This window comes from Nitrincola tibetensis, from assembly GCF_003284585.1.
In the GTDB taxonomy this organism is placed as follows: domain Bacteria; phylum Pseudomonadota; class Gammaproteobacteria; order Pseudomonadales; family Balneatricaceae; genus Nitrincola; species Nitrincola tibetensis.
This window is the reverse complement of record NZ_QKRX01000012.1, coordinates 73575-92779: the sequence shown is the minus strand read 5'-3', so window position 1 is coordinate 92779 and position 19205 is coordinate 73575. Positions and strand designations below refer to the sequence as shown.

Genomic DNA, 19205 nt, shown 5'->3' with positions numbered 1-19205 from the left:
CCGGAGAAAGATACATATGGCAAAGATTGCTGATATCAAAGCGCGTGAAGTGCTTGATTCGCGTGGCAACCCAACAGTTGAAGCAGATGTGATTTTAGCGTCTGGCGTTGTGGGTACTGCTTGTGCTCCTTCTGGAGCGTCGACAGGGTCACGCGAAGCGCTTGAGTTGCGTGATGGTGATAAGTCACGCTACATGGGCAAAGGTGTCTTAAAGGCAGTTTCTGCTGTGAATAACGCTATCCGTGATGCTTTGCTGGGAATGGATGCAGCTGAACAGCGTGCCATCGATAACAAAATGCTTGAACTCGATGGTACGGAAAATAAATCCGTTTTGGGTGCAAATGCTATTCTGGCCGTTTCGTTAGCTGCGGCGAAAGCGGCTGCTACAGAGAAAGGCATCCCACTCTACGCGCATATCGCTGAAATAAATGGCACGCCAGGCCAGTTCTCCATGCCTGTACCTATGATGAATATTCTCAATGGCGGCGAGCATGCTGATAATAACGTTGATATTCAAGAGTTCATGGTTCAGCCAGTTAATTTCACTTCGTTTAGTGAAGGCCTTCGTTGCGGAACGGAAATCTTTCACTCATTGAAAGCCGTTCTTAAAAATCGTGGTTTGAGCACAGCGGTTGGTGATGAGGGTGGTTTTGCACCTAACTTAGGCTCAAATGAAGAGGCTTTAGTTGTCATACGTGAAGCGATTGAAAAAGCTGGTTATGAACTGGGTAAGGATGTCACACTTGCGTTAGATTGTGCCGCTTCTGAGTTTTATAAAGCAGGTCAGTACGACTTATCAGGCGAAGGTAAAATCTTCGATTCATCAGCCTTTGCTGATTATCTACAGTCTTTGTCAGAAAAATACCCAATCGTTTCGATTGAAGACGGTATGGATGAGTCTGATTGGAGTGGTTGGGCTGACCTAACCCGTAAAATTGGCGATAAAGTGCAACTTGTTGGTGACGATTTATTTGTTACCAATACTAAGATCTTAGCTGAAGGTATTGAAAAAGGCATTGCTAACTCAATCCTGATTAAGTTCAATCAGATCGGTACTTTGTCTGAAACCCTAGATGCAATCCGCATGGCAAAAGCGGCGGGCTTTACGGCTGTTATTTCTCATCGTTCAGGTGAAACTGAAGACACTACCATTGCTGATCTTGCTGTAGGGACTGCAGCAGGACAGATTAAAACGGGTTCTTTATGTCGCTCTGACCGTGTTGCCAAGTACAATCGCTTGCTGCGTATTGAAGCTGAGTTGGGTGATAAGGCTGTTTATAAGGGCCTCGCTGAGATTAAAGGACAAGCTTGATTTATCCTGGGATAAACCGAAAAGGGAAGGGGGCTTAGCCCCCTTTTCTGTGGTTATTTAAATAGACTGAGGTCATTTGTGTTTCGTTGGCTGTTAATAATACTGGTGTTGATGCTAGCAGGATTGCAGTACCGCCTGTGGCTCGGAGATCCCAACCTGCGTCAGGTGTGGTATCTTGAGGAGCAAATACAGAAACAAAAACGTGAAAATCAGCAATTGACTGAGCGTAACCATCGTCTAGAAGCAGAGGTTGCTGATCTTAAGTCAGGCTTACGCGCGATTGAAGAGCGCGCTAGAAGCGAAATGGGATTGATCAAAGAGGGTGAAACCTTTTTTCAGTTAATTGAACCTCGCCCAGAACAGGTGCGTAAGCGATGAGCCTTCTCCCGCAGTTATTATCTAAACCTGAAGCTTGGTTGTGGGGAAAACCCACTTCGGCTGCACGAATCCGAGAGTTGCCCAGTGATTTTTGTGTTGAAGAAATATTAGGATTTGAACCTGATGGAGAAGGAGAGCATGTGTTTGTTCTTATTCAGAAAACAGGTGAGAATACGGAATGGGTAGCAAGGCAGTTAGCAAAGTTCACAGGTACCAATCCCCGCGACATAGGGTATGCAGGTAAAAAAGACCGGCATGCAATTACCCAGCAATGGTTTAGTTTTAAGCACCCTATTAAAGCTCCGCCCATTAGGTGGTCCTTGTTCGAAACGTCAACAATTAAAGTACTTCAGCATACTCGGCATGGCCGTAAACTTAAAACAGGAGTTTTGCAAGGCAATCGTTTTGAATTGTTGTTGCGAAATGTGACAGAGCCTTTAGCGCTAGTCGAGCGCTTCAAACACATACAGAAAGACGGGGTTCCCAATTACTTTGGAGAGCAGCGTTTTGGTCAGGCCTATGGCAATATCACTCAAGGTGAAGCCTTATTGGCTGGAGTTCTAAAAGAAAGACAAAGCCATAAGCGCGGACTGTATATTTCGGCTTTACGCTCTGCGCTTTTTAACCAAATAGTATCTGAACGTGTTCATCATCGTCGCTGGGAAACTGTTCAGGTCGGCGATGTGCTGATGTTGGCCGGAAGTCAAAGTTGCTTTGTGATGGAGCAAGGGATGACAGATGTAGCTGATCGCTTGGCCACGGGTGAATTGAGTCATACGGCCCCTATGTGGGGGGTGGGAGAACTCATGACGCAAGGCCCCAGTGCTGATTTCGAGCGAAGCATCGCAAACGAGTGGAAAGGGTGGGCGGATGCGCTTGAGACCTTAGGCTTGCGTCAAGAAAGACGGCGTGCACGATTAATGCCTGAATTCGCTGAACTTAATCAGGTTACAGAAGATCAGTTCCGTGTTACCTTTTCTTTGCCGGCAGGTTCATTTGCAACCAGTGTGTTGAGAGAGTTGTGCCTGGTAGAGAATAGCCAGCAAGTAGAACTGGCGGAATAATAAATGACCTAAGTGTTTACAGCGGATGTGCTTCATTGCACACATGAGAGAAGTGATGAGAATATTAGTCTCAAACGATGATGGAGTATATGCTCCGGGGTTAGCATCCTTAGCCAAAGCTTTAGCAAGGGATTCTGATATTTGTGTGGTTGCACCGGATCGAAATCGAAGTGGAGCCAGTAACTCCTTAACCCTTGATCGCCCATTAGAAGCCTATCAGCACTCCAGTGGGTTTTTTAGTATTAATGGAACTCCGACCGATTGTGTCCATTTAGGGCGATCCGGTTTGTTTCAGGAAGGATTTATACCCGATATTGTGGTTTCTGGTATTAATGCAGGCGCCAACTTAGGTGATGATGTCCTGTATTCAGGCACGGTTGCCGCTGCGACAGAAGGTCGAACTTGTCGTCTACCGCCGATTGCAGTCTCTATGGATAGTTTTCATCCAAAACATTATGATACCGCCGCAGAAATAGTTCGTAATTTGGTGCAGAAATTAGATAGATTGGTTGTTGCACCAAGAACTGTTCTTAACGTCAACGTTCCTGACGTCCCTATCGATCAAATTAAAGGTATTCACGTTACTCGATTAGGACACCGATTGGCGGCTGATTTGCCTGTTGAAACCTTCGATCCAAGAGGCCGTGTAAGGTATTGGATTGCTGGAGCTGGTGCCGCAGCAGATCGTGAACCCGGAACGGATTTTTATGCAGTAGAGCAGGGGTATGTTTCAATTACGCCTGTTCAGATAGACATGACTCATTATTCGGGTATGGATAATTTGGCTTGTTGGCTTGAGGACCTTGTGTGACCGATTTAGATCTTCAGGGAATTGGAATGACATCACGAAGAACACGAGAGCGTATGATCTCTCGTCTTCGCGAGCAGGGAATCAAAGACGAGCGAGTGCTAGAGGTTCTTTTGGCAACTCCTCGTCATTTATTTCTTGATGAGGCATTAGCGCATCGTGCCTATGAAGACACTGCGCTCCCCATTGGCTTTAATCAAACAATATCCCAACCTTATATTGTGGCGCGCATGACCGAAATACTATTGGCAGCGGGCCCATTAAAAAAAGTCTTGGAGGTCGGCACCGGGTCTGGTTATCAGACAGCGGTTCTGGCAAGTCTTGTGCATCAAGTGTGTAGTGTCGAACGCATTCGCCCTTTGCAGGATCGCGCGCGTCAAAAATTGCAAAGGCTTAAGTTGTTCAATGTCATGATGCGCCATTCCGATGGTGGGATGGGGTGGCCTGAGCAGGGCCCTTTTGATGGTATTCTAGTAACAGCGGCACCTGAAGAAGTGCCCGAGGAGTTACTTGAACAGTTAGCAATTGACGGTAGACTCGTGATTCCTGTGGGTGGTAATCGACAGCAACTGAAACTGGTTATACGCAAAGAGGAGCGTGTTTTTGAAACACGTGTGCTTGAAGATGTTAATTTTGTACCGTTGTTAAGCGGAACGATACGCTGATCAGGAAGTGAGTATATGCAGCGAACAATAGCCGACTATTTAGCGTTGGTGGGAAAAGGAATGTTGATGGGAGCAGCCGATGCTGTTCCTGGCGTTTCCGGTGGAACGGTAGCGTTTATCACAGGCATTTATGAAGAGCTAATTGAGAGTATTCGTCGATTCAACCTTCAAGCGCTGTCCCTTTTATTTAAAGAAGGGCCAGTAGCTGTTTGGCGTTATGTGAATGGATCCTTCTTGATAACCCTTATTCTGGGGATTGTCCTAAGCTTGCTTACGTTGGCAAGGGTTGTTTTATATTTGCTTGAGACGCATCCTGTCTTACTTTGGTCATTTTTCTTTGGCTTAATACTTGCTTCAACTTGGAGTGTAATTCGCCATACGGGTAAGTTAGATCTTAAAGTTGCAGGCATTTTTCTACTAGGTGTTTTTATCGCTTATGTGGTGACCTCTATGTCACCTAGCCAAGTAACACCGAGTGTTTGGTTGGTGTTTTTTTCAGGAATGATCGCGATCTGTGCAATGATATTGCCTGGTATCTCTGGAAGTTTTATTTTGTTATTAATGGGTATGTACACGCCTGTTTTAACAGCGGTTAAAGATTTTCAATTGGGTTTCATAGGTTTGTTTTTAGCCGGTTGTGTGGTGGGCATTATGAGCTTCTCACGAGTGCTGAGTTGGGCATTCCACCATCACAAAATTGTGACCCTTTCGCTTTTAGGCGGCTTTATGCTGGGGTCATTGAACAAAGTCTGGCCTTGGAAATATACCCTCTCGTATAGTATAAATCGGCATGGAGAGGAAGTTCCTTTGTTGCAAAGGAATGTGCTTCCCGAAACATTTCTTGAAATGTCTGGGCAAGATCCCTATACATTGGGCGCTCTTGCTTTAATGGTACTCGGTATCGGCTTAGTGGTTCTGCTGGATCGTCGCTGAATCTTAATGGAGCAACTGTGGGAAAAAGCTTAGGTGCATTATCATTTGTTCTAATGTTAGCTCTTTTGACAGGGTGTGGTACGGGTTTTGCTCCTGTTACTGACCAGTCCCTAAGTGCTCGAGGCGCTTCAAGTGCGCAAACATCATCTCGTCCAGCTCCCCTAGCGAACCCTGGAAGTTATACAGTTAAACAAGGAGACACTCTTTATTCGATTTCATGGCGTTATGGTCTAGATTACAGAGAGGTCGCTCGTTGGAATTCAATTGATCAACGCTTTCGTATTTATCCTGGCCAAGTATTGAAATTGACCAATACAGGTTCATCGACTGCCCAAGTTGCTACATCAACTCCTTCACGTCAGGCAGCAGCTGTTGCATCGGCACCCGCTAGGCCTGCCGCGCAAACCTCGACCGGAGCTGCTTCACCGCCGCCTGCCTCAACGCAGCAAACGCCATCACAAGCATCTCCACCGCCTCAAGCATCTATGCCTCAGGCTTCGGCCAGCACCGCAGCGTCAAATGCCTCTGCAGCAACTTCAACGGCAGGTGGAATCCGCTGGCAGTGGCCTGCGACGGGAAATATTATCCGACGTTTCTCCGATCGAGAAGGCGGAAATAAAGGCGTGGACATTGACGGAAAAATGGGAGATCCCATTATAGCGGCAGCAGATGGTCGAGTAGTCTATGCCGGTAGTGGTTTGCTAGGGTATGGCAATTTAGTGATCATAAATCATAATCAACAGTTTCTTAGCGCATACGCGCATAATAGTCGCATTCTAGTGAGTGAAAATGATACTGTAAAAGCAGGAAGCAAAATAGCCGAGATGGGGAATTCGGGCACTGACCGTGTTCAGCTACACTTTGAGATCCGTCGAGATGGTAAGCCCGTAGATCCATTAACCTATCTGCCAAGACGATAACAATAACAACACAATAATGATAAACAGGTATACCCTGATTGCTGGCTTAGTAAGGATTAAAACATGGTTTCGATGAATGATAGTGATAAGTTCGATGAAGAATTTGTTTTGGACACAGATCTAGATGATAGTGATCCTGACGAAGATCTTGATTTAGACTCTAGCGATGACAGCAGCGACTTCATCGACAGCGGTCGGGGGCGAGGAACTAAGGCGCATGAAGACCTGATGAGTGCACGAAGTCTCGACGCGACACAAATGTACCTAAATGAAATTGGATTTTCACCCTTACTTACGGCGGAAGAAGAAGTATACTTTTCAAGGTTAGCTTTGAAAGGTGATGACGCAGCGCGCAAGCGGATGATCGAAAGCAATTTACGTTTAGTTGTTAAGATTGCGCGTCGTTACATTAATCGTGGGCTAACTTTGTTAGATCTTATTGAAGAAGGGAATCTGGGTCTGATTCGAGCTGTCGAAAAATTTGACCCCGAACGAGGTTTTCGTTTTTCAACTTACGCAACTTGGTGGATTCGTCAAACCATCGAGCGGGCGATCATGAATCAAACACGAACCATACGTCTCCCTATTCATGTTGTTAAAGAACTCAATCTTTATCTTAGAGCATCTCGTCAACTGGCCCAAAAATTAGATCATGAACCAACCGCTGAAGAAATCGCGGCATTGGTTGATCGTCCGGTTGAAAGTGTTGAACGCATGCTTGGTTTGAACGAGCGGGTCACTTCCGTTGATACTCCAGCTGGAGGTGGGAGTGATAAGCCACTTCTTGATACGATAGCCGACGTTGATTCCGCCGATCCTGAAGTTCTACTGCAGACCAATAACATTAGCGGCAATTTAAACCGTTGGTTGGATATGCTGCCTTCTAAGCACTCAGAGGTGTTATCAAGACGTTTTGGTTTGCGTGGATATGAAATTAGCACGCTTGAAGAGGTGGGTAATGAAATTGGCCTAACCCGCGAGCGTGTTAGGCAAATTCAAGTTGAAGGTCTGCGTAAACTTAGAGACATTGTCGAAAAGAATGGCCTTACTGAAGAAGATCTACTCCAGTAATCATGCTATTCCACTGACTCAGATTGCATAGACACATTCTGAGTCAGTTAGTGTGGTCTAGCACAATTTTTTTAGCTCATTTAATAGTACTAACGCCTCAATGGGTGTGAGATTGTTTGGGTTGATTTCAGCTAGCTTTTCTTCAACCTGGCTCTTGCTCGAAAATAAATCAACTTGGCAGGGCTCGTGAACTTTTGTGCTGGTTTGAGGCGTTGCTTGGTGAGACTTTGATTCGACCTCAAGTTGATGAAGTTTCAATCGTGCGGATTCAATAACACTGGTCGGTACCCCTGCGAGTTGTGCAACCTGCAAGCCGTAACTTTGGCTCGCAGCCCCCTCTTTGACTTCATGCATAAACACGATTCGGTCTTGATGCTCGATTGCGGTTAAATGAATGTTGGTGACCCCTGACAGTTGCTCGGCCAACAGCGTCAACTCAAAGTAGTGAGTAGCAAATAGCACGAAGGCTTTGGTCTTGTAGGCCAAATACTCCGCACAGGACCAAGCCAGCGAGAGCCCATCAAAGGTGCTCGTTCCTCTGCCGACTTCGTCCATCAAAACTAAGCTGTGTGCTGTTGCGTTATGCAGAATGTTAGCCGTTTCATTCATTTCAACCATGAAAGTTGAACGACCACTCGCTAAGTCATCTGAAGAGCCCATTCGTGTAAAAATTCTATCGACCAGGCCGATGTGTGCTGAGTGAGCAGGCACATAGCTGCCAATATGGGCCATTAACACAATTAAGGCTGTTTGGCGCATATAGGTTGATTTACCCCCCATATTCGGGCCGGTGATAATCAACATGTGACGATTGTCATTTAGATTAATTGAGTTGGCGACAAAGGGGGAGGATGTCGTAGACTCCACTACCGGGTGGCGGCCTTCTGTAATTGATAAAATACGATCTTCAGAAAGCACAGGGGCGACGTAATTGAGATGGTACGCTCTATCTGCCAAGCTGTTCAGTAGATCCAGCTCTGCCAATGCTGAGGCGGAAAGTTGAAGAGGACCTAGCTGCTTTTGCAGGAGATTCAGTAGTCCCTCATAGAGCTCTTTCTCGCGTGCCAGTGCTCGCCCCTTTGCGCTCAGAGCTTTATCCTCAAATGCTTTGAGTTCGGGGGTAATGTAGCGTTCCGCATTTTTTAATGTTTGGCGGCGAATATAATCGGCAGGTACATGTGTTGATTGATTACGACTGAGCTCAATGTAGTAACCATGAACACGGTTGTACCCAACCTTTAGACTTGCAAGCCCAGTGCGTTCTCGTTCCCGTTGCTCTAATTCAAGCAAATAGCCGCCCGCATTTTCACTTAATGCGCGCAGTTCATCGAGTTCTGCATCATACCCTTCAGCAATGACACCGCCGTCGCGAATGACAACTGGAGGTGAGTCTGTAACTGCCTTGGCGAGTAGTTCCGCTAATTCGGGGAAATCGCTGATTTGTTCAGCTAAATCTTCCAGTAAGGGCGCATCCGTTTTCTGCAGCAGTTGCTGTATGAGGGGTAAGGCTTGCAGGCTATGCCTAAGCCTTTCTAAATCCCTTGGTCTTGCCGATCCAAGGGCAACCCTGGACAGAATGCGTTCTGTATCTCCGATGGGCTTAAGCGCCTCACAGAGAGCTTCAAAGTGCAAATCCTCTAAGCACCATCTAATTGCATCTTGACGTGACCTTAATTTTGCCAAATCACGGAGAGGTCGATGTAACCAGCGCTTTAGTAAACGGCTGCCCATTGCGGTGCTAGTTGTATCAAGAATGGAGGCAAGCGTATGTTCGCGACCCCCATGCAGGTTTTGATCGAGTTCGAGATTCTTACGTGTGGCGCCATCAAGCTGAACGGCCTCGTTGCGGTGCTCTATTTGTATTCTACGAATGTGAGGAAGTTGACTGCGCTGTGTGTCACGTGCGTACTGTAATAAGCAGCCTGCCGCTGCAATGCCCGCATGCATCTCTTGGCAGCCAAACCCACTTAAATCCTTAACGTTAAATTGATCGCATAAGAGTTTTTGGCAAGTTTCGTTATCGAAGTACCAAGGTGGTTGAATTCTGACCCCTTTGCGACCTTGAATTAAAGGGAAAATTGAAGGAGTATCACTGCATAAAAGTTCGGCGGGCTGTAGTCGTTCAATTTCACTTAGCAGGCCTTCTTCGCTGTCGAGCTCAAGTAAACTAAAGCGTCCAGAGCTTAGATCCAATAAGGAAATCCCATAGCGTGAATTTTGAAAATAAACGGCCACTAATAAATTGTCACGAGACTCATCCAAGAAGGCTTCGTCTGTTAGCGTACCCGGTGTGACGATTCTGGCGACTTGTCGGTCGACTGGACCTTTGCTCGTAGCGGGATCGCCAACTTGCTCACAAATGACAACGGATTCACCTTGACGAACAAGTCTGGCAATATATCCCTCAGCCGCATGATACGGAACACCTGCCATCGGAATAGGTTGGCCGTCTGACTTTCCTCTCGCCGTTAACGATATATCAAGCAAAGCAGAGGCGCGTTTAGCATCATCGTAAAAGAGTTCATAAAAATCACCCATGCGATAAAACAGTATTTGATGAGGGTGTTCTGCTTTTATACGCAGATACTGTTTCATCATAGGCGTATGATTATCTGAAATGCTTGCTGGGAGTGAAGAAGTCATTTTGCCCTTAAAAGGTTGAGAAAACAAAAAAGCGTCTATAAACGAGTTAAGTCCCTATTCTAAGATAAAAGTTTAACAGAGCGTATAGGAGAGAAAACGGATGCATATAAAAAAACTAGCTGCCGAGGTTGGAGATTTGCTTCGCGAGTATCGGGCTCATGTTTCAACAGCCGAATCTTGCACAGGTGGAGGTATTGCCGAAGCGATTACATCGATCCCAGGTTCTTCAGCTTGGTATGAGTATGGCTTTGTTACTTACTCAAATACGGCCAAAACGGAACTTTTAGCTGTTAATGCAGCATTAATTGAAGCAAAGGGTGCTGTGAGTGAAGATGTTGTCAAAGCCATGGCGGAAGGCGCATTGCATAAAAGTGGTGCTGATATTTCGGTAGCCGTTAGTGGTGTTGCTGGGCCTGATGGTGGAACGCCCCTGAAACCCGTGGGGACGGTATGGTTAGCTTGGGCGATTAAGGGGCAGCCAACGAGAACCTGTCTTAGTTTTTTTCAAGGGGATCGTGATAGTATCCGTGAGCAAACGATCATTCAGGCATTGGAAGGAATTCTCGCTTATTTGCCACGATGACTTGCAATCTTGAAAAGTTATGAAATAATACTGTTCAGATATACAGTATTTTAGATTAAGCATCCTTACATGAGGTTCGCAATGGACGAAAATAGAAAGAAAGCCCTTGATGTCGCACTGTCTCAAATTGAACGTCAGTTCGGAAAAGGGGCGGTGATGCGTATGGGTGATCATCCAAGAGAAGTGATCCCTAGTGTTTCAACGGGTTCATTAGGTTTGGATATCGCATTAGGACTTGGAGGTCTGCCTTATGGACGTATTGTTGAAATTTATGGTCCCGAGTCTTCAGGTAAAACAACGCTAACATTACAGGTTATCGCTGAAGCCCAAAAGCAGGGTAAAACCTGTGCTTTTGTGGATGCCGAGCATGCCCTTGATCCTATCTATGCTGAAAAGCTTGGGGTTGATGTTGATTCCTTACTGGTTTCTCAACCAGATACTGGCGAGCAAGCGTTAGAAATTACAGACATGTTAGTACGCTCAAATGCGGTTGATGTCATTGTTGTTGACTCAGTTGCTGCGTTAACTCCAAAAGCTGAAATTGAAGGTGAGATGGGCGACTCTCACATGGGCTTGCAAGCACGCTTGATGTCACAGGCCTTGCGTAAGTTAACGGGGAGCGTTAAAAACGCGAACACCCTGTTAATTTTCATTAACCAGATTCGTATGAAAATTGGCGTTATGTTCGGCAGTCCAGAAACAACCACAGGTGGTAATGCACTTAAGTTTTATGCATCGGTTCGCTTAGATATTCGTCGTATCGGTTCGGTTAAACAGGGTGAGGAAGTCGTAGGCAGTGAAACGCGCGTCAAAGTGGTTAAAAACAAAGTGGCGCCTCCCTTTAAACAAGCTGAATTCCAAATCATGTACGGTAGTGGTATCTATCATATGGGTGAGGTTATCGACTTGGGTGTAAAAGAAAAGCTGATTGACAAAGCGGGTGCTTGGTACGCGTATAAAGGCGATAAAATAGGACAGGGTAAAGCCAATGCTGCTCGTTATCTTGAAGAACATCCCGAAATAGCAGCCGAAGTTGAAGCTGAAATACGCCGTCGCTTGCTTACTGGAGCGGATATCAAGCAGTCGGATATGGATACCGAAACAGAGGCTGATTTAGACTCTTAATGTCATACGCTAGAACATATGTCGGTTCTAGCGTTGATCGCTTCACACCTCTTCAGACAGGAGGCAGGATATGTCCTCGGAACTCAACGCACAGGAATTGCGTTACAAAATTATTAGCTTGCTGGCTCGCCGTGAGTATTCACGCGCTGAGTTAAGCAAGCGCCTTCAGTCGCAAACTTCCGATATTCACTTGTTAAATTCCGTATTAGATCAATTGGCCGAAGATGGCTATCAAAGTGACTATCGCTTTACAGAAATGTTTATTCGAAACCGATTGGGTCAATATTATGGTGAGGCACGTATACGTTATGAACTTCGACAGAAAGGAATAGAGGAGGAGTTGGTTGACTCGATTCTAGGTGCGTTTGAACCTGATTGGTACGAGCTTGCAAAAACTTTAGCGAATAAACGGTTTACACTTACCGAAAATCTACCCGCTAAAGACTATGCTAAATGCATGAGGTACCTTTTAAATCATGGGTTTAGTTACGATCAGGCGCGGGAAGGTTTGAAAAGTCAAGTAATTGACTAGGCTTTTAAAATTTATCGTACATTTTAGAAGGATTCGATATAATATTGGGTCTTTTTGAAACCGTACCCCAGGCAGCGGATCAGTTACTATGAAATACATGACCAGCGCAGAGATACGTCAGGCGTTTCTTGAATATTTTAGTCAGCAAGGGCACACCATTGTTCCCTCTAGCTCGCTTATACCGGGTAATGACCCGACATTGCTTTTTACAAATGCGGGTATGGTCCAGTTTAAAGATGTCTTTTTAGGCACTGATAAACGTGATTATGCTCGTGCTACCACTTCTCAACGTTGCGTTCGAGCGGGTGGTAAGCACAATGATCTTGAGAACGTTGGATACACGGCTCGCCATCACACATTTTTTGAAATGCTAGGCAACTTCAGTTTTGGTGATTACTTTAAGCAGGACGCGATACGTTTTGCATGGACATTTCTAACGGAAGTGTTGCAGTTGCCTAAAGAGAAACTTTGGGTAACCGTCCATCATAGTGATGATGAAGCAGAGCATATCTGGAAAAATGAGATCGGTGCGGATCCTCAGCGCTTCTCCAAGTTAGATGAAGATAATTTTTGGTCCATGGGTGATACTGGGCCGTGCGGTCCTTGCACCGAAATATTCTTTGATCATGGACCAGATGTTGCCGGTGGGCCACCTGGAAGCCCAGACGATGACGGTGATCGTTACATTGAAATCTGGAATATTGTATTCATGCAATACAATCGGTCTGCCGATGGCAACATGACGCCCTTGCCAAAGCCATCCGTAGATACTGGAATGGGCCTTGAGCGTGTTGCTGCTGTATTGCAGCAGGTTCACAGTAATTATGAGATTGATTTGTTTGTAGCCCTATTACAGGCTGCCGCAAGCGCTGTTGGTACTGAAGATCTCCAGCAAAAGTCATTGAGAGTGATTGCGGACCATATACGTTCAGCATGCTTTTTGATTATAGACGGTGTTGTTCCTTCAAATGAAGGACGCGGCTACGTGTTGAGACGCATAGTGCGCAGAGCCATTCGTCATGGTAATAAGCTGGGTGCGAAGGATGTTTTCTTTCATAAGTTGGTGGCGGCTATGGCGAATGTCATGGGCGATGCTTATCCAGACTTACGCACACAGCGAGCCAATATTGAAAAAATTCTGTTAAAAGAAGAACAGCAGTTTGCACGTACCCTAGAAAACGGTATGTCGATCCTAGAGCAAGCTATTGCTTCATTGACAGGGCAGGTTTTGCCTGGTGATGTTGTTTTTAAACTCTACGATACCTATGGGTTTCCAGTCGACTTGACGGCTGACGTTGCGAGAGAGCAAAGCTTAACCCTTGATATGACGGGGTTTGAGGCAGAAATGGAGCAGCAGCGTCAAAGAGCACGTGCAGCTGGTCAATTTGCTGTTGACTATAATGAACAGATTCATCTCGAAGGTGAAACTCAGTTCACTGGGTATGAAGCTCTAGAAGATCGCAGTAAAGTGGTCGCTTTAATCTTCAAAGGAGAAAAAGTAGAACAACTGTCGGCAGGTCAGCAGGGTATCGTTGTATTAGAAAATACAAGTTTCTATGCTGAATCCGGTGGTCAGGCGGGCGATTCTGGACGATTGCTTTGGGATAAAGGTGAGTTTACAGTTCAAGACTGCACCAAAGATAGCAAGCACCATTTGCATCATGGCATCTTAAAAGAAGGTGTTTTACGTTTAGGTGATTATCTTGTCACCGAGGTCGATCAGGCTAAGCGCCAAGCAACGGCTTTAAATCACTCCGCTACGCATTTACTTCATGAAGCATTGCGTCGTGTTCTTGGTGAACATGTAATGCAAAAAGGCTCTTTAGTAAATGCTGAGCGTCTTCGCTTCGACTTTGCTCACTTCGAGTCTGTGACGTCCGATGAGCTGGCAAAAATTGAAGCGATGGTTAACCAGCAGATATTAAATAACTCAGTTGTAACCACTGAGCTGATGGAGCTAGAGGCTGCAAAAGCGAAAGGCGCTATGGCACTGTTTGGCGAAAAGTATGATAGTGAAGTTCGTGTTCTCGCAATGGGAGATGGTTTTTCCACCGAGCTCTGCGGTGGGACCCATGTAAAGAGAACTGGTGATATTGGGCTGTTTAGAATCATATCTGAAAGCGGCATTGCTGCTGGAGTTCGGCGTATTGAGGCTCTTACAGGGTTGAATGCGCTTGCGTATATCTCTGAGACTCAAAAAGCGTTAGATGATATCGCATCGATGCTAAAAGCATCACGTCCGTTGGTGGTGGAAAAAGTTAAAGCGCTTTTTGATCGTCAGCGAGTTGTTGAAAAAGAGCTTGAGCGTTTGCAGGCTAAGTTGGCAACTGCCCAGAGTGGAGATTTACTTGAAAAAGTAATAGATGTTCAGGGTGTGAAAGTTCTGGCAACTTTAGTTGATGGGGCTGATCCAAAGAGTCTTCGTGATATGTTGGATAAGCTTCGTAATAAGCTTGAAAGTGGCGTTATTGTTCTCTTTTCTGCTGCGGATGGTAAGGCTAGCGTGATTGCAGGTGTCAGTAAAGATCTGACAAGTCGTATAAAAGCGGGTGATCTTGTTAAGGAAATTTCAGCAGACCTTGGCGGTAAAGGAGGCGGACGCCCAGATATGGCTCAGGGAGGCGGCGCAGATGTTGAAGCAATACCTTCAGTTGTTAAGCGAGTACCCGCTTTAGTTGAGCAGGCGATAAGCTAAGTTTTGTTGGCCTATACCTGCGCGGTGCGCAGGTGTTACCGGAGAAATTTGAAATGGCGTTATACGTACAGAAATACGGTGGGACTTCAGTAGGTTCAATTGAGCGTATCGAAGCTGTAGCGGATAAGGTCAGCTCATTTCGTCAGCGTGGCGACGATGTTGTCGTTGTGCTGTCAGCAATGAGCGGTGAAACCAATCGCTTGATTGGTTTGGCTAAGAGTATTACGTCTGAACCCGATCCGCGAGAGTTAGACGTGTTGGTGTCAACTGGCGAGCAGGTGACAATTGCACTTTTGTGCATGGCATTACAAAAGCGCGGTGTTGATGCCCGTTCGTACACTGGGGCACAGGTAAAAATTCTAACAGATCGAGCTTACAGCAAAGCGCGTATTCAGGATATCGAAACAGAAAGAATGCGCTCTGATCTTGCTGCTGGGCGAGTAGTTGTCGTGGCAGGATTCCAAGGCGTTGACCCTGATGGGAATATTACTACACTTGGAAGAGGCGGGTCCGATACCACTGGTGTCGCATTGGCTGCTGCATTAAAAGCGGATGAGTGCCAAATTTACACGGATGTTGACGGTGTATACACGACAGACCCAAGAGTGGTGGAGTCGGCACAGCGTCTTGAGAAAATCACCTTTGAAGAAATGCTCGAGATGGCCAGCTTAGGCTCAAAAGTCCTGCAGATTCGAAGCGTTGAGTTTGCGGGTAAATATAAAGTGCCCCTGCGTGTGCTTTCAAGTATGGTTGATGGCCCAGGCACACTGATTACAACAGAGGATGAGACTGACGTGGAAAAACCGGTAATTTCAGGTATCGCTTTTAATCGTGATGAGGCTAAACTGACTGTAGTAGGGGTGCCTGACATCCCAGGTGTTGCATCGCGCATTTTGGGGCCAGTCAGTCGTGCTAATATTGAAGTTGACATGATTGTGCAAAACGTAGCCGGTGATAAAACGACAGACTTTACCTTCACGGTTCACCGTAATGATTACGATAAGACCAAGAAAATTCTTGAGAAAGTCGTATCTGAATTAGGTGCACGTCAGTGCTCTGGCGACAATAAAATTGCAAAAGTATCGATTGTCGGCGTAGGGATGAGATCCCATGCCGGTGTTGCTAGCAAAATGTTTGATACGCTGGCAAATGAAAATATTAATATTCAGATGATCTCAACATCTGAAATTAAAGTATCAGTAGTGATCGCAGAAAAATATCTTGAGTTGGCGGTGCGTGCACTCCACTCATCATTTAATCTTGATGCTACTGATACAGTGTCTGAGTGAATGTAGGATGCGTCATCCAGCAATCACTTTATCAGCTTAAACAAAGGACGAAGGAGATTCACATGCTGATTCTAACAAGACGTGTAGGGGAGACTCTAATGGTGGGTGACGATGTCACCGTTACAGTATTAGGGGTTAAAGGTAACCAAGTTCGTATCGGTGTGAATGCACCCAAGGATGTATCTGTTCATCGCGAAGAGATTTATCAACGAATCCAACGTGAAAAACAGGAAGAAGAAAATTAATTTAACTTTTTGTTAAATAAAGCTTCCCAAAGAGAAGTTTTGCTAGTATTATTTGCGCCGTTGTTAGGTGAGTTGGCCGAGTGGCTGAAGGCGCGCCCCTGCTAAGGGCGTATAGGGGAAACTCTATCGAGGGTTCGAATCCCTCACTCACCGCCATTTTGATAATGCGCCCGTAGCTCAGCTGGATAGAGTACCTGGCTACGAACCAGGCGGTCAGAGGTTCGAATCCTCTCGGGCGCACCATCAAAATGAAACGACGGCTTTAAATGNGCACCATCAAAATGAAACGACGGCTTTAAATGTGCGCCCGTAGCTCAGCTGGATAGAGTACCTGGCTACGAACCAGGCGGTCAGAGGTTCGAATCCTCTCGGGCGCACCACTAAAGTCCATATTCTATACTTGGTTGGTATTAAAGCCCCAAGCCCCAAGCCCCAAGCCCCAAGCCCCAAGCCCAAATTAACATCCTTTCTCTCATTATTGTCTTTTCTCTAAACTGTTTTTAGGTTGCCTTTGATTAGCTGCTGTAGCCTATATTCATCTGATTCAGATGCCTTTGCTTACTTTCTAACTCTTTTTCCTCCATTGTCTAAGGTATCACTTTTTCGTCATTTTTTTGTGTGACGTGTTTTCGTATAAATTATGTAAAAAAACTACATAATCTCCTTGCTGTTGCTGCATGTATTATTTTTAGATTTAATAGCGATACCATGTTGTCGCCTAGCGTTAAATCAGTTTTAATGCGGGTCGATAAAAATAATAAGAGGTTGTGTCTTTAGTACTTTTCGTTTTTTTAACGAAATTAAAAGACACAATCATCGTTTACGCTACTACAGGAGTGAACAAATGGACGAACTACTATCGGAAGGCTTATCACTTATGGTCTATGGTATGGGTTTTGTCATCGTCTTTCTGACCCTATTGGTGATAGCCACCTCGGCTATGTCTAGGATCGTAATGCGTTTTGAGCCAGCACCTCTGCCTAAAGCAGCTCCAAAAGCCAAAACCATGTCCTCAAATCCTGCTGACGATGCTCAGTTGATCGCCGTCATGACAGCCGCGATTCATAAATTTCGTAATGACCGTAAAGGTCAATAATTCAATTTTATCAGTCAGAGAAAAGGTTAGCCTATGTCAGTCGTAAATAAACCGCTTGGCATCACCGAGCTTGTATTACGTGATGGTCATCAATCGCTATTAGCAACACGTATGCGTCTTGATGACATGCTTCCTATCGCCGCTAAGATGGACCAGGTCGGTTATTGGTCTGTTGAAAGTTGGGGTGGTGCAACATTTGACTCTTGTATACGTTATTTGGGTGAAGATCCTTGGGTGCGTATCCGTGAGTTGAAAGCCGCTATGCCTAACACGCCTCAACAAATGTTACTCAGAGGTCAAAACTTGTTGGGATATCGTCATTATGCAGACGATGTGGTGGCTAAGTTTGTTGAAAGAGCAGCGACCAACGGTGTTGATGTTTTCCGTATTTTTGATGCTATGAATGATCCGCGCAATTTAGAAGCGGCGATTAAAGCTGTAAAAAGTGCGGGTAAGCATGCTCAAGGTACGATTTCATACACGACCAGTCGTGTTCATACGATTGACATGTGGGTAAGCTACGCGAAAACACTTGAGGATATGGGCGCAGATTCGATTGCGATTAAAGATATGTCCGGTATTTTGACGCCGTATGATGCCTATGACCTCGTTTCTCGTCTTAAAGCACAAACTGATCTTGAAGTTCAGTTGCAGTCACATGCAACGTCTGGTTTGGCTGATATGACCCTTTTAAAAGCCATCGAAGCGGGCATTGATCGCGTCGATGCTTCGATTTCTTCAATGTCGATGACCTATGGTCATACTGCAACAGAAACCGTTGTGGCCGCTTTGCAAGGTCAAGGACGTGATACAAACCTGAATTTACAGCTGCTTGAAGAAATAGCCGCTTACTTTAGAGACGTTCGTAAAAAATACGCTAAGTTTGAAGGTTCACTCAGAGGAACAGATTCACGCATTTTACTTGCGCAAGTGCCGGGCGGAATGTTGACCAATATGGAAAGTCAGCTTAAAGAGCAGGGTGCTGCTGATAAGTTTGATGAAGTGTTGGCTGAAATCCCTAAAGTACGAGAAGACTTAGGGTTAATCCCCTTAGTGACACCGACTTCTCAGATTGTTGGGACACAAGCAGTCATCAACGTTTTGATGGGCGAACGTTATAAAACGATTTCAAAAGAAGTTCAGGCTATCCTAAAAGGTGAGTATGGTTCAGCTCCCGCACCGTATAATGCAGAACTGCAAGCAAGAGTCTTAGAGGGCTCAGCGCCGATAACGTGCCGTCCGGCCGATATGATTGCCGACGAAATGGATAAGTTGACAGCCGAATTGAAGTCAACAGCAAATGAAAAGTCTATTAAGTTGGAAAGTGGTGATCGTTTAGTCGATGATGTTTTGACTTACGCGCTTTTCCCTCAGATAGGTCTTAAGTTTTTAGAAAATCGTGGCAATCCAGATGCATTTGAACCCGCGCCAACAACAGAGGCGCTAGTTGTTAAAGCAGATGAAAGCAAGTCTAATACGCCTAAAGTGAGTGGTGGTTCAGAGGTTTACACTCTCGCGGTCAATGGACAAACCTATGTCGTGCAAGTGACTGAAGGTGGCGATATCACTTCTGTGACACCTGTTGCATCTTCTGCACCTATGGCCGCATCAGCTGCACCTGTTGCTGGGTCTGGTGATCCTGTGCCTGCACCTCTTGCAGGAAATATCTGGAAGGTAGAAGTCTCTACTGGCCAGCAGGTAAAAGAGGGCGATGTTCTGGTTATCCTTGAAGCGATGAAAATGGAAACTGAAGTACGTGCCGCGAGGTCCGGTACAGTGGTTTCTGTGGATGTCAAAGAAGGTGATACTGTCCAAGTGGGCGATAGCCTTATATCTCTTGCGTAAC

The 19205-nt window shown here is 45.6% G+C and carries 17 protein-coding genes and 3 tRNA genes; 19 read left to right on the top strand and 1 reads right to left on the bottom strand.

Translation table 11 applies throughout. The features are described 5' to 3' along the window. The first annotated feature begins 16 nt into the window (after positions 1 to 16). The 8 genes from eno (at position 17) to rpoS (ending at position 7151) form a co-directional block, all read left to right on the top strand. Positions 17 to 1312, top strand: coding sequence for a phosphopyruvate hydratase (gene eno / locus DN062_RS14690; RefSeq protein ID WP_112160053.1), 1296 nt, complete (start codon positions 17 to 19; stop codon positions 1310 to 1312). Between the two features lie 78 nt (positions 1313 to 1390). After that, complete coding sequence (gene ftsB, locus DN062_RS14685; RefSeq protein WP_036508306.1) at positions 1391 to 1690, top strand: cell division protein FtsB; 300 nt, start codon at positions 1391 to 1393, stop codon at positions 1688 to 1690. Further along, positions 1687 to 2754, top strand: a complete 1068-nt coding sequence (truD, locus tag DN062_RS14680; RefSeq protein ID WP_112160052.1) for a tRNA pseudouridine(13) synthase TruD — start codon at positions 1687 to 1689, stop codon at positions 2752 to 2754. The genes ftsB and truD overlap by 4 nt, the downstream gene beginning before the upstream one ends. A 55-nt stretch (positions 2755 to 2809) precedes the next feature. After that, the gene (surE, locus tag DN062_RS14675) at positions 2810 to 3565 is read left to right on the top strand and encodes a 5'/3'-nucleotidase SurE (RefSeq protein ID WP_112160051.1); all 756 of its coding nucleotides are present in this window, start codon (positions 2810 to 2812) and stop codon (positions 3563 to 3565) included. Positions 3566 to 3591: 26 nt separating this feature from the next. After that, positions 3592 to 4227, top strand: coding sequence for a protein-L-isoaspartate(D-aspartate) O-methyltransferase (locus tag DN062_RS14670; RefSeq protein ID WP_205126748.1), 636 nt, complete (start codon positions 3592 to 3594; stop codon positions 4225 to 4227). Positions 4228 to 4242: 15 nt separating this feature from the next. Continuing rightward, complete coding sequence (locus DN062_RS14665) at positions 4243 to 5160, top strand: polyprenyl-phosphate transporter (RefSeq protein ID WP_205126745.1); 918 nt, start codon at positions 4243 to 4245, stop codon at positions 5158 to 5160. Positions 5161 to 5177: 17 nt separating this feature from the next. Next, entirely contained in the window at positions 5178 to 6080 is a 903-nt protein-coding gene (locus DN062_RS14660; protein WP_239995804.1) for a peptidoglycan DD-metalloendopeptidase family protein, read from the top strand. Between the two features lie 63 nt (positions 6081 to 6143). Next, the gene (gene rpoS / locus DN062_RS14655) at positions 6144 to 7151 is read left to right on the top strand and encodes an RNA polymerase sigma factor RpoS (protein ID WP_112160049.1); all 1008 of its coding nucleotides are present in this window, start codon (positions 6144 to 6146) and stop codon (positions 7149 to 7151) included. A gap of 57 nt (positions 7152 to 7208) precedes the next feature. Here the strand turns inward: rpoS and mutS are convergent, their stop codons facing one another. Next, positions 7209 to 9794, bottom strand: a complete 2586-nt coding sequence (mutS, locus tag DN062_RS14650) for a DNA mismatch repair protein MutS (protein ID WP_112160048.1) — start codon at positions 9792 to 9794, stop codon at positions 7209 to 7211. A 100-nt stretch (positions 9795 to 9894) separates the two neighbouring features. Between mutS and DN062_RS14645 the strand changes: the two genes are divergently transcribed. The 11 genes from DN062_RS14645 to oadA all read left to right on the top strand — a co-directional run bounded on the left by DN062_RS14645 (position 9895) and on the right by oadA (position 19204). Then, positions 9895 to 10377, top strand: a complete 483-nt coding sequence (locus DN062_RS14645; RefSeq protein ID WP_112160047.1) for a CinA family protein — start codon at positions 9895 to 9897, stop codon at positions 10375 to 10377. 81 nt (positions 10378 to 10458) lie between these two features. Further along, positions 10459 to 11502 (top strand): recombinase RecA, encoded by a 1044-nt coding sequence (gene recA, locus DN062_RS14640; protein ID WP_112160046.1) that lies wholly within the window; start codon positions 10459 to 10461, stop codon positions 11500 to 11502. Between the two features lie 70 nt (positions 11503 to 11572). Beyond that, positions 11573 to 12034 (top strand): regulatory protein RecX, encoded by a 462-nt coding sequence (locus tag DN062_RS14635; protein WP_112160045.1) that lies wholly within the window; start codon positions 11573 to 11575, stop codon positions 12032 to 12034. Between the two features lie 97 nt (positions 12035 to 12131). Continuing rightward, positions 12132 to 14729, top strand: coding sequence for an alanine--tRNA ligase (gene alaS / locus DN062_RS14630; protein ID WP_112160044.1), 2598 nt, complete (start codon positions 12132 to 12134; stop codon positions 14727 to 14729). Positions 14730 to 14782: 53 nt separating this feature from the next. Beyond that, positions 14783 to 16018 (top strand): aspartate kinase, encoded by a 1236-nt coding sequence (locus DN062_RS14625; RefSeq protein WP_112160043.1) that lies wholly within the window; start codon positions 14783 to 14785, stop codon positions 16016 to 16018. Between the two features lie 62 nt (positions 16019 to 16080). Further along, complete coding sequence (gene csrA / locus DN062_RS14620) at positions 16081 to 16263, top strand: carbon storage regulator CsrA (RefSeq protein WP_036508336.1); 183 nt, start codon at positions 16081 to 16083, stop codon at positions 16261 to 16263. 66 nt (positions 16264 to 16329) lie between these two features. Continuing rightward, positions 16330 to 16419, top strand: a tRNA-Ser gene (locus DN062_RS14615). Between the two features lie 10 nt (positions 16420 to 16429). Further along, positions 16430 to 16506 (top strand) — tRNA-Arg (locus DN062_RS14610). Between the two features lie 60 nt (positions 16507 to 16566). Continuing rightward, positions 16567 to 16643: transfer RNA gene (locus tag DN062_RS14605), tRNA-Arg, on the top strand. A 464-nt stretch (positions 16644 to 17107) separates the two neighbouring features. Then, on the top strand, positions 17108 to 17359 hold the full coding sequence (locus DN062_RS14600) for an OadG family protein (RefSeq protein ID WP_112160042.1): 252 nt from the start codon (positions 17108 to 17110) through the stop codon (positions 17357 to 17359). Between the two features lie 33 nt (positions 17360 to 17392). After that, entirely contained in the window at positions 17393 to 19204 is a 1812-nt protein-coding gene (gene oadA, locus DN062_RS14595; RefSeq protein WP_112160041.1) for a sodium-extruding oxaloacetate decarboxylase subunit alpha, read from the top strand. Position 19205: the final 1 nt, after the last annotated feature.

What these genes read in the sequence shown, in the direction of transcription:
- DN062_RS14645 (WP_112160047.1), top strand. Translation starts at nt 9,895, where the DNA reads ATGCATATAAAAAAACTAGCTGCCGAGGTTGGAGATTTGCTTCGCGAG.
- alaS (WP_112160044.1), top strand. Translation starts at nt 12,132, where the DNA reads ATGACCAGCGCAGAGATACGTCAGGCGTTTCTTGAATATTTTAGTCAG.
- oadA (WP_112160041.1), top strand. Translation starts at nt 17,393, where the DNA reads ATGTCAGTCGTAAATAAACCGCTTGGCATCACCGAGCTTGTATTACGT.
- recA (WP_112160046.1), top strand. Translation starts at nt 10,459, where the DNA reads ATGGACGAAAATAGAAAGAAAGCCCTTGATGTCGCACTGTCTCAAATT.
- rpoS (WP_112160049.1), top strand. Translation starts at nt 6,144, where the DNA reads ATGGTTTCGATGAATGATAGTGATAAGTTCGATGAAGAATTTGTTTTG.
- DN062_RS14670 (WP_205126748.1), top strand. Translation starts at nt 3,592, where the DNA reads ATGACATCACGAAGAACACGAGAGCGTATGATCTCTCGTCTTCGCGAG.
- DN062_RS14600 (WP_112160042.1), top strand. Translation starts at nt 17,108, where the DNA reads ATGGACGAACTACTATCGGAAGGCTTATCACTTATGGTCTATGGTATG.
- DN062_RS14625 (WP_112160043.1), top strand. Translation starts at nt 14,783, where the DNA reads ATGGCGTTATACGTACAGAAATACGGTGGGACTTCAGTAGGTTCAATT.
- eno (WP_112160053.1), top strand. Translation starts at nt 17, where the DNA reads ATGGCAAAGATTGCTGATATCAAAGCGCGTGAAGTGCTTGATTCGCGT.
- mutS (WP_112160048.1), bottom strand. Translation starts at nt 9,794, where the DNA reads ATGACTTCTTCACTCCCAGCAAGCATTTCAGATAATCATACGCCTATG.
- DN062_RS14665 (WP_205126745.1), top strand. Translation starts at nt 4,243, where the DNA reads ATGCAGCGAACAATAGCCGACTATTTAGCGTTGGTGGGAAAAGGAATG.
- truD (WP_112160052.1), top strand. Translation starts at nt 1,687, where the DNA reads ATGAGCCTTCTCCCGCAGTTATTATCTAAACCTGAAGCTTGGTTGTGG.
- surE (WP_112160051.1), top strand. Translation starts at nt 2,810, where the DNA reads ATGAGAATATTAGTCTCAAACGATGATGGAGTATATGCTCCGGGGTTA.
- csrA (WP_036508336.1), top strand. Translation starts at nt 16,081, where the DNA reads ATGCTGATTCTAACAAGACGTGTAGGGGAGACTCTAATGGTGGGTGAC.
- DN062_RS14635 (WP_112160045.1), top strand. Translation starts at nt 11,573, where the DNA reads ATGTCCTCGGAACTCAACGCACAGGAATTGCGTTACAAAATTATTAGC.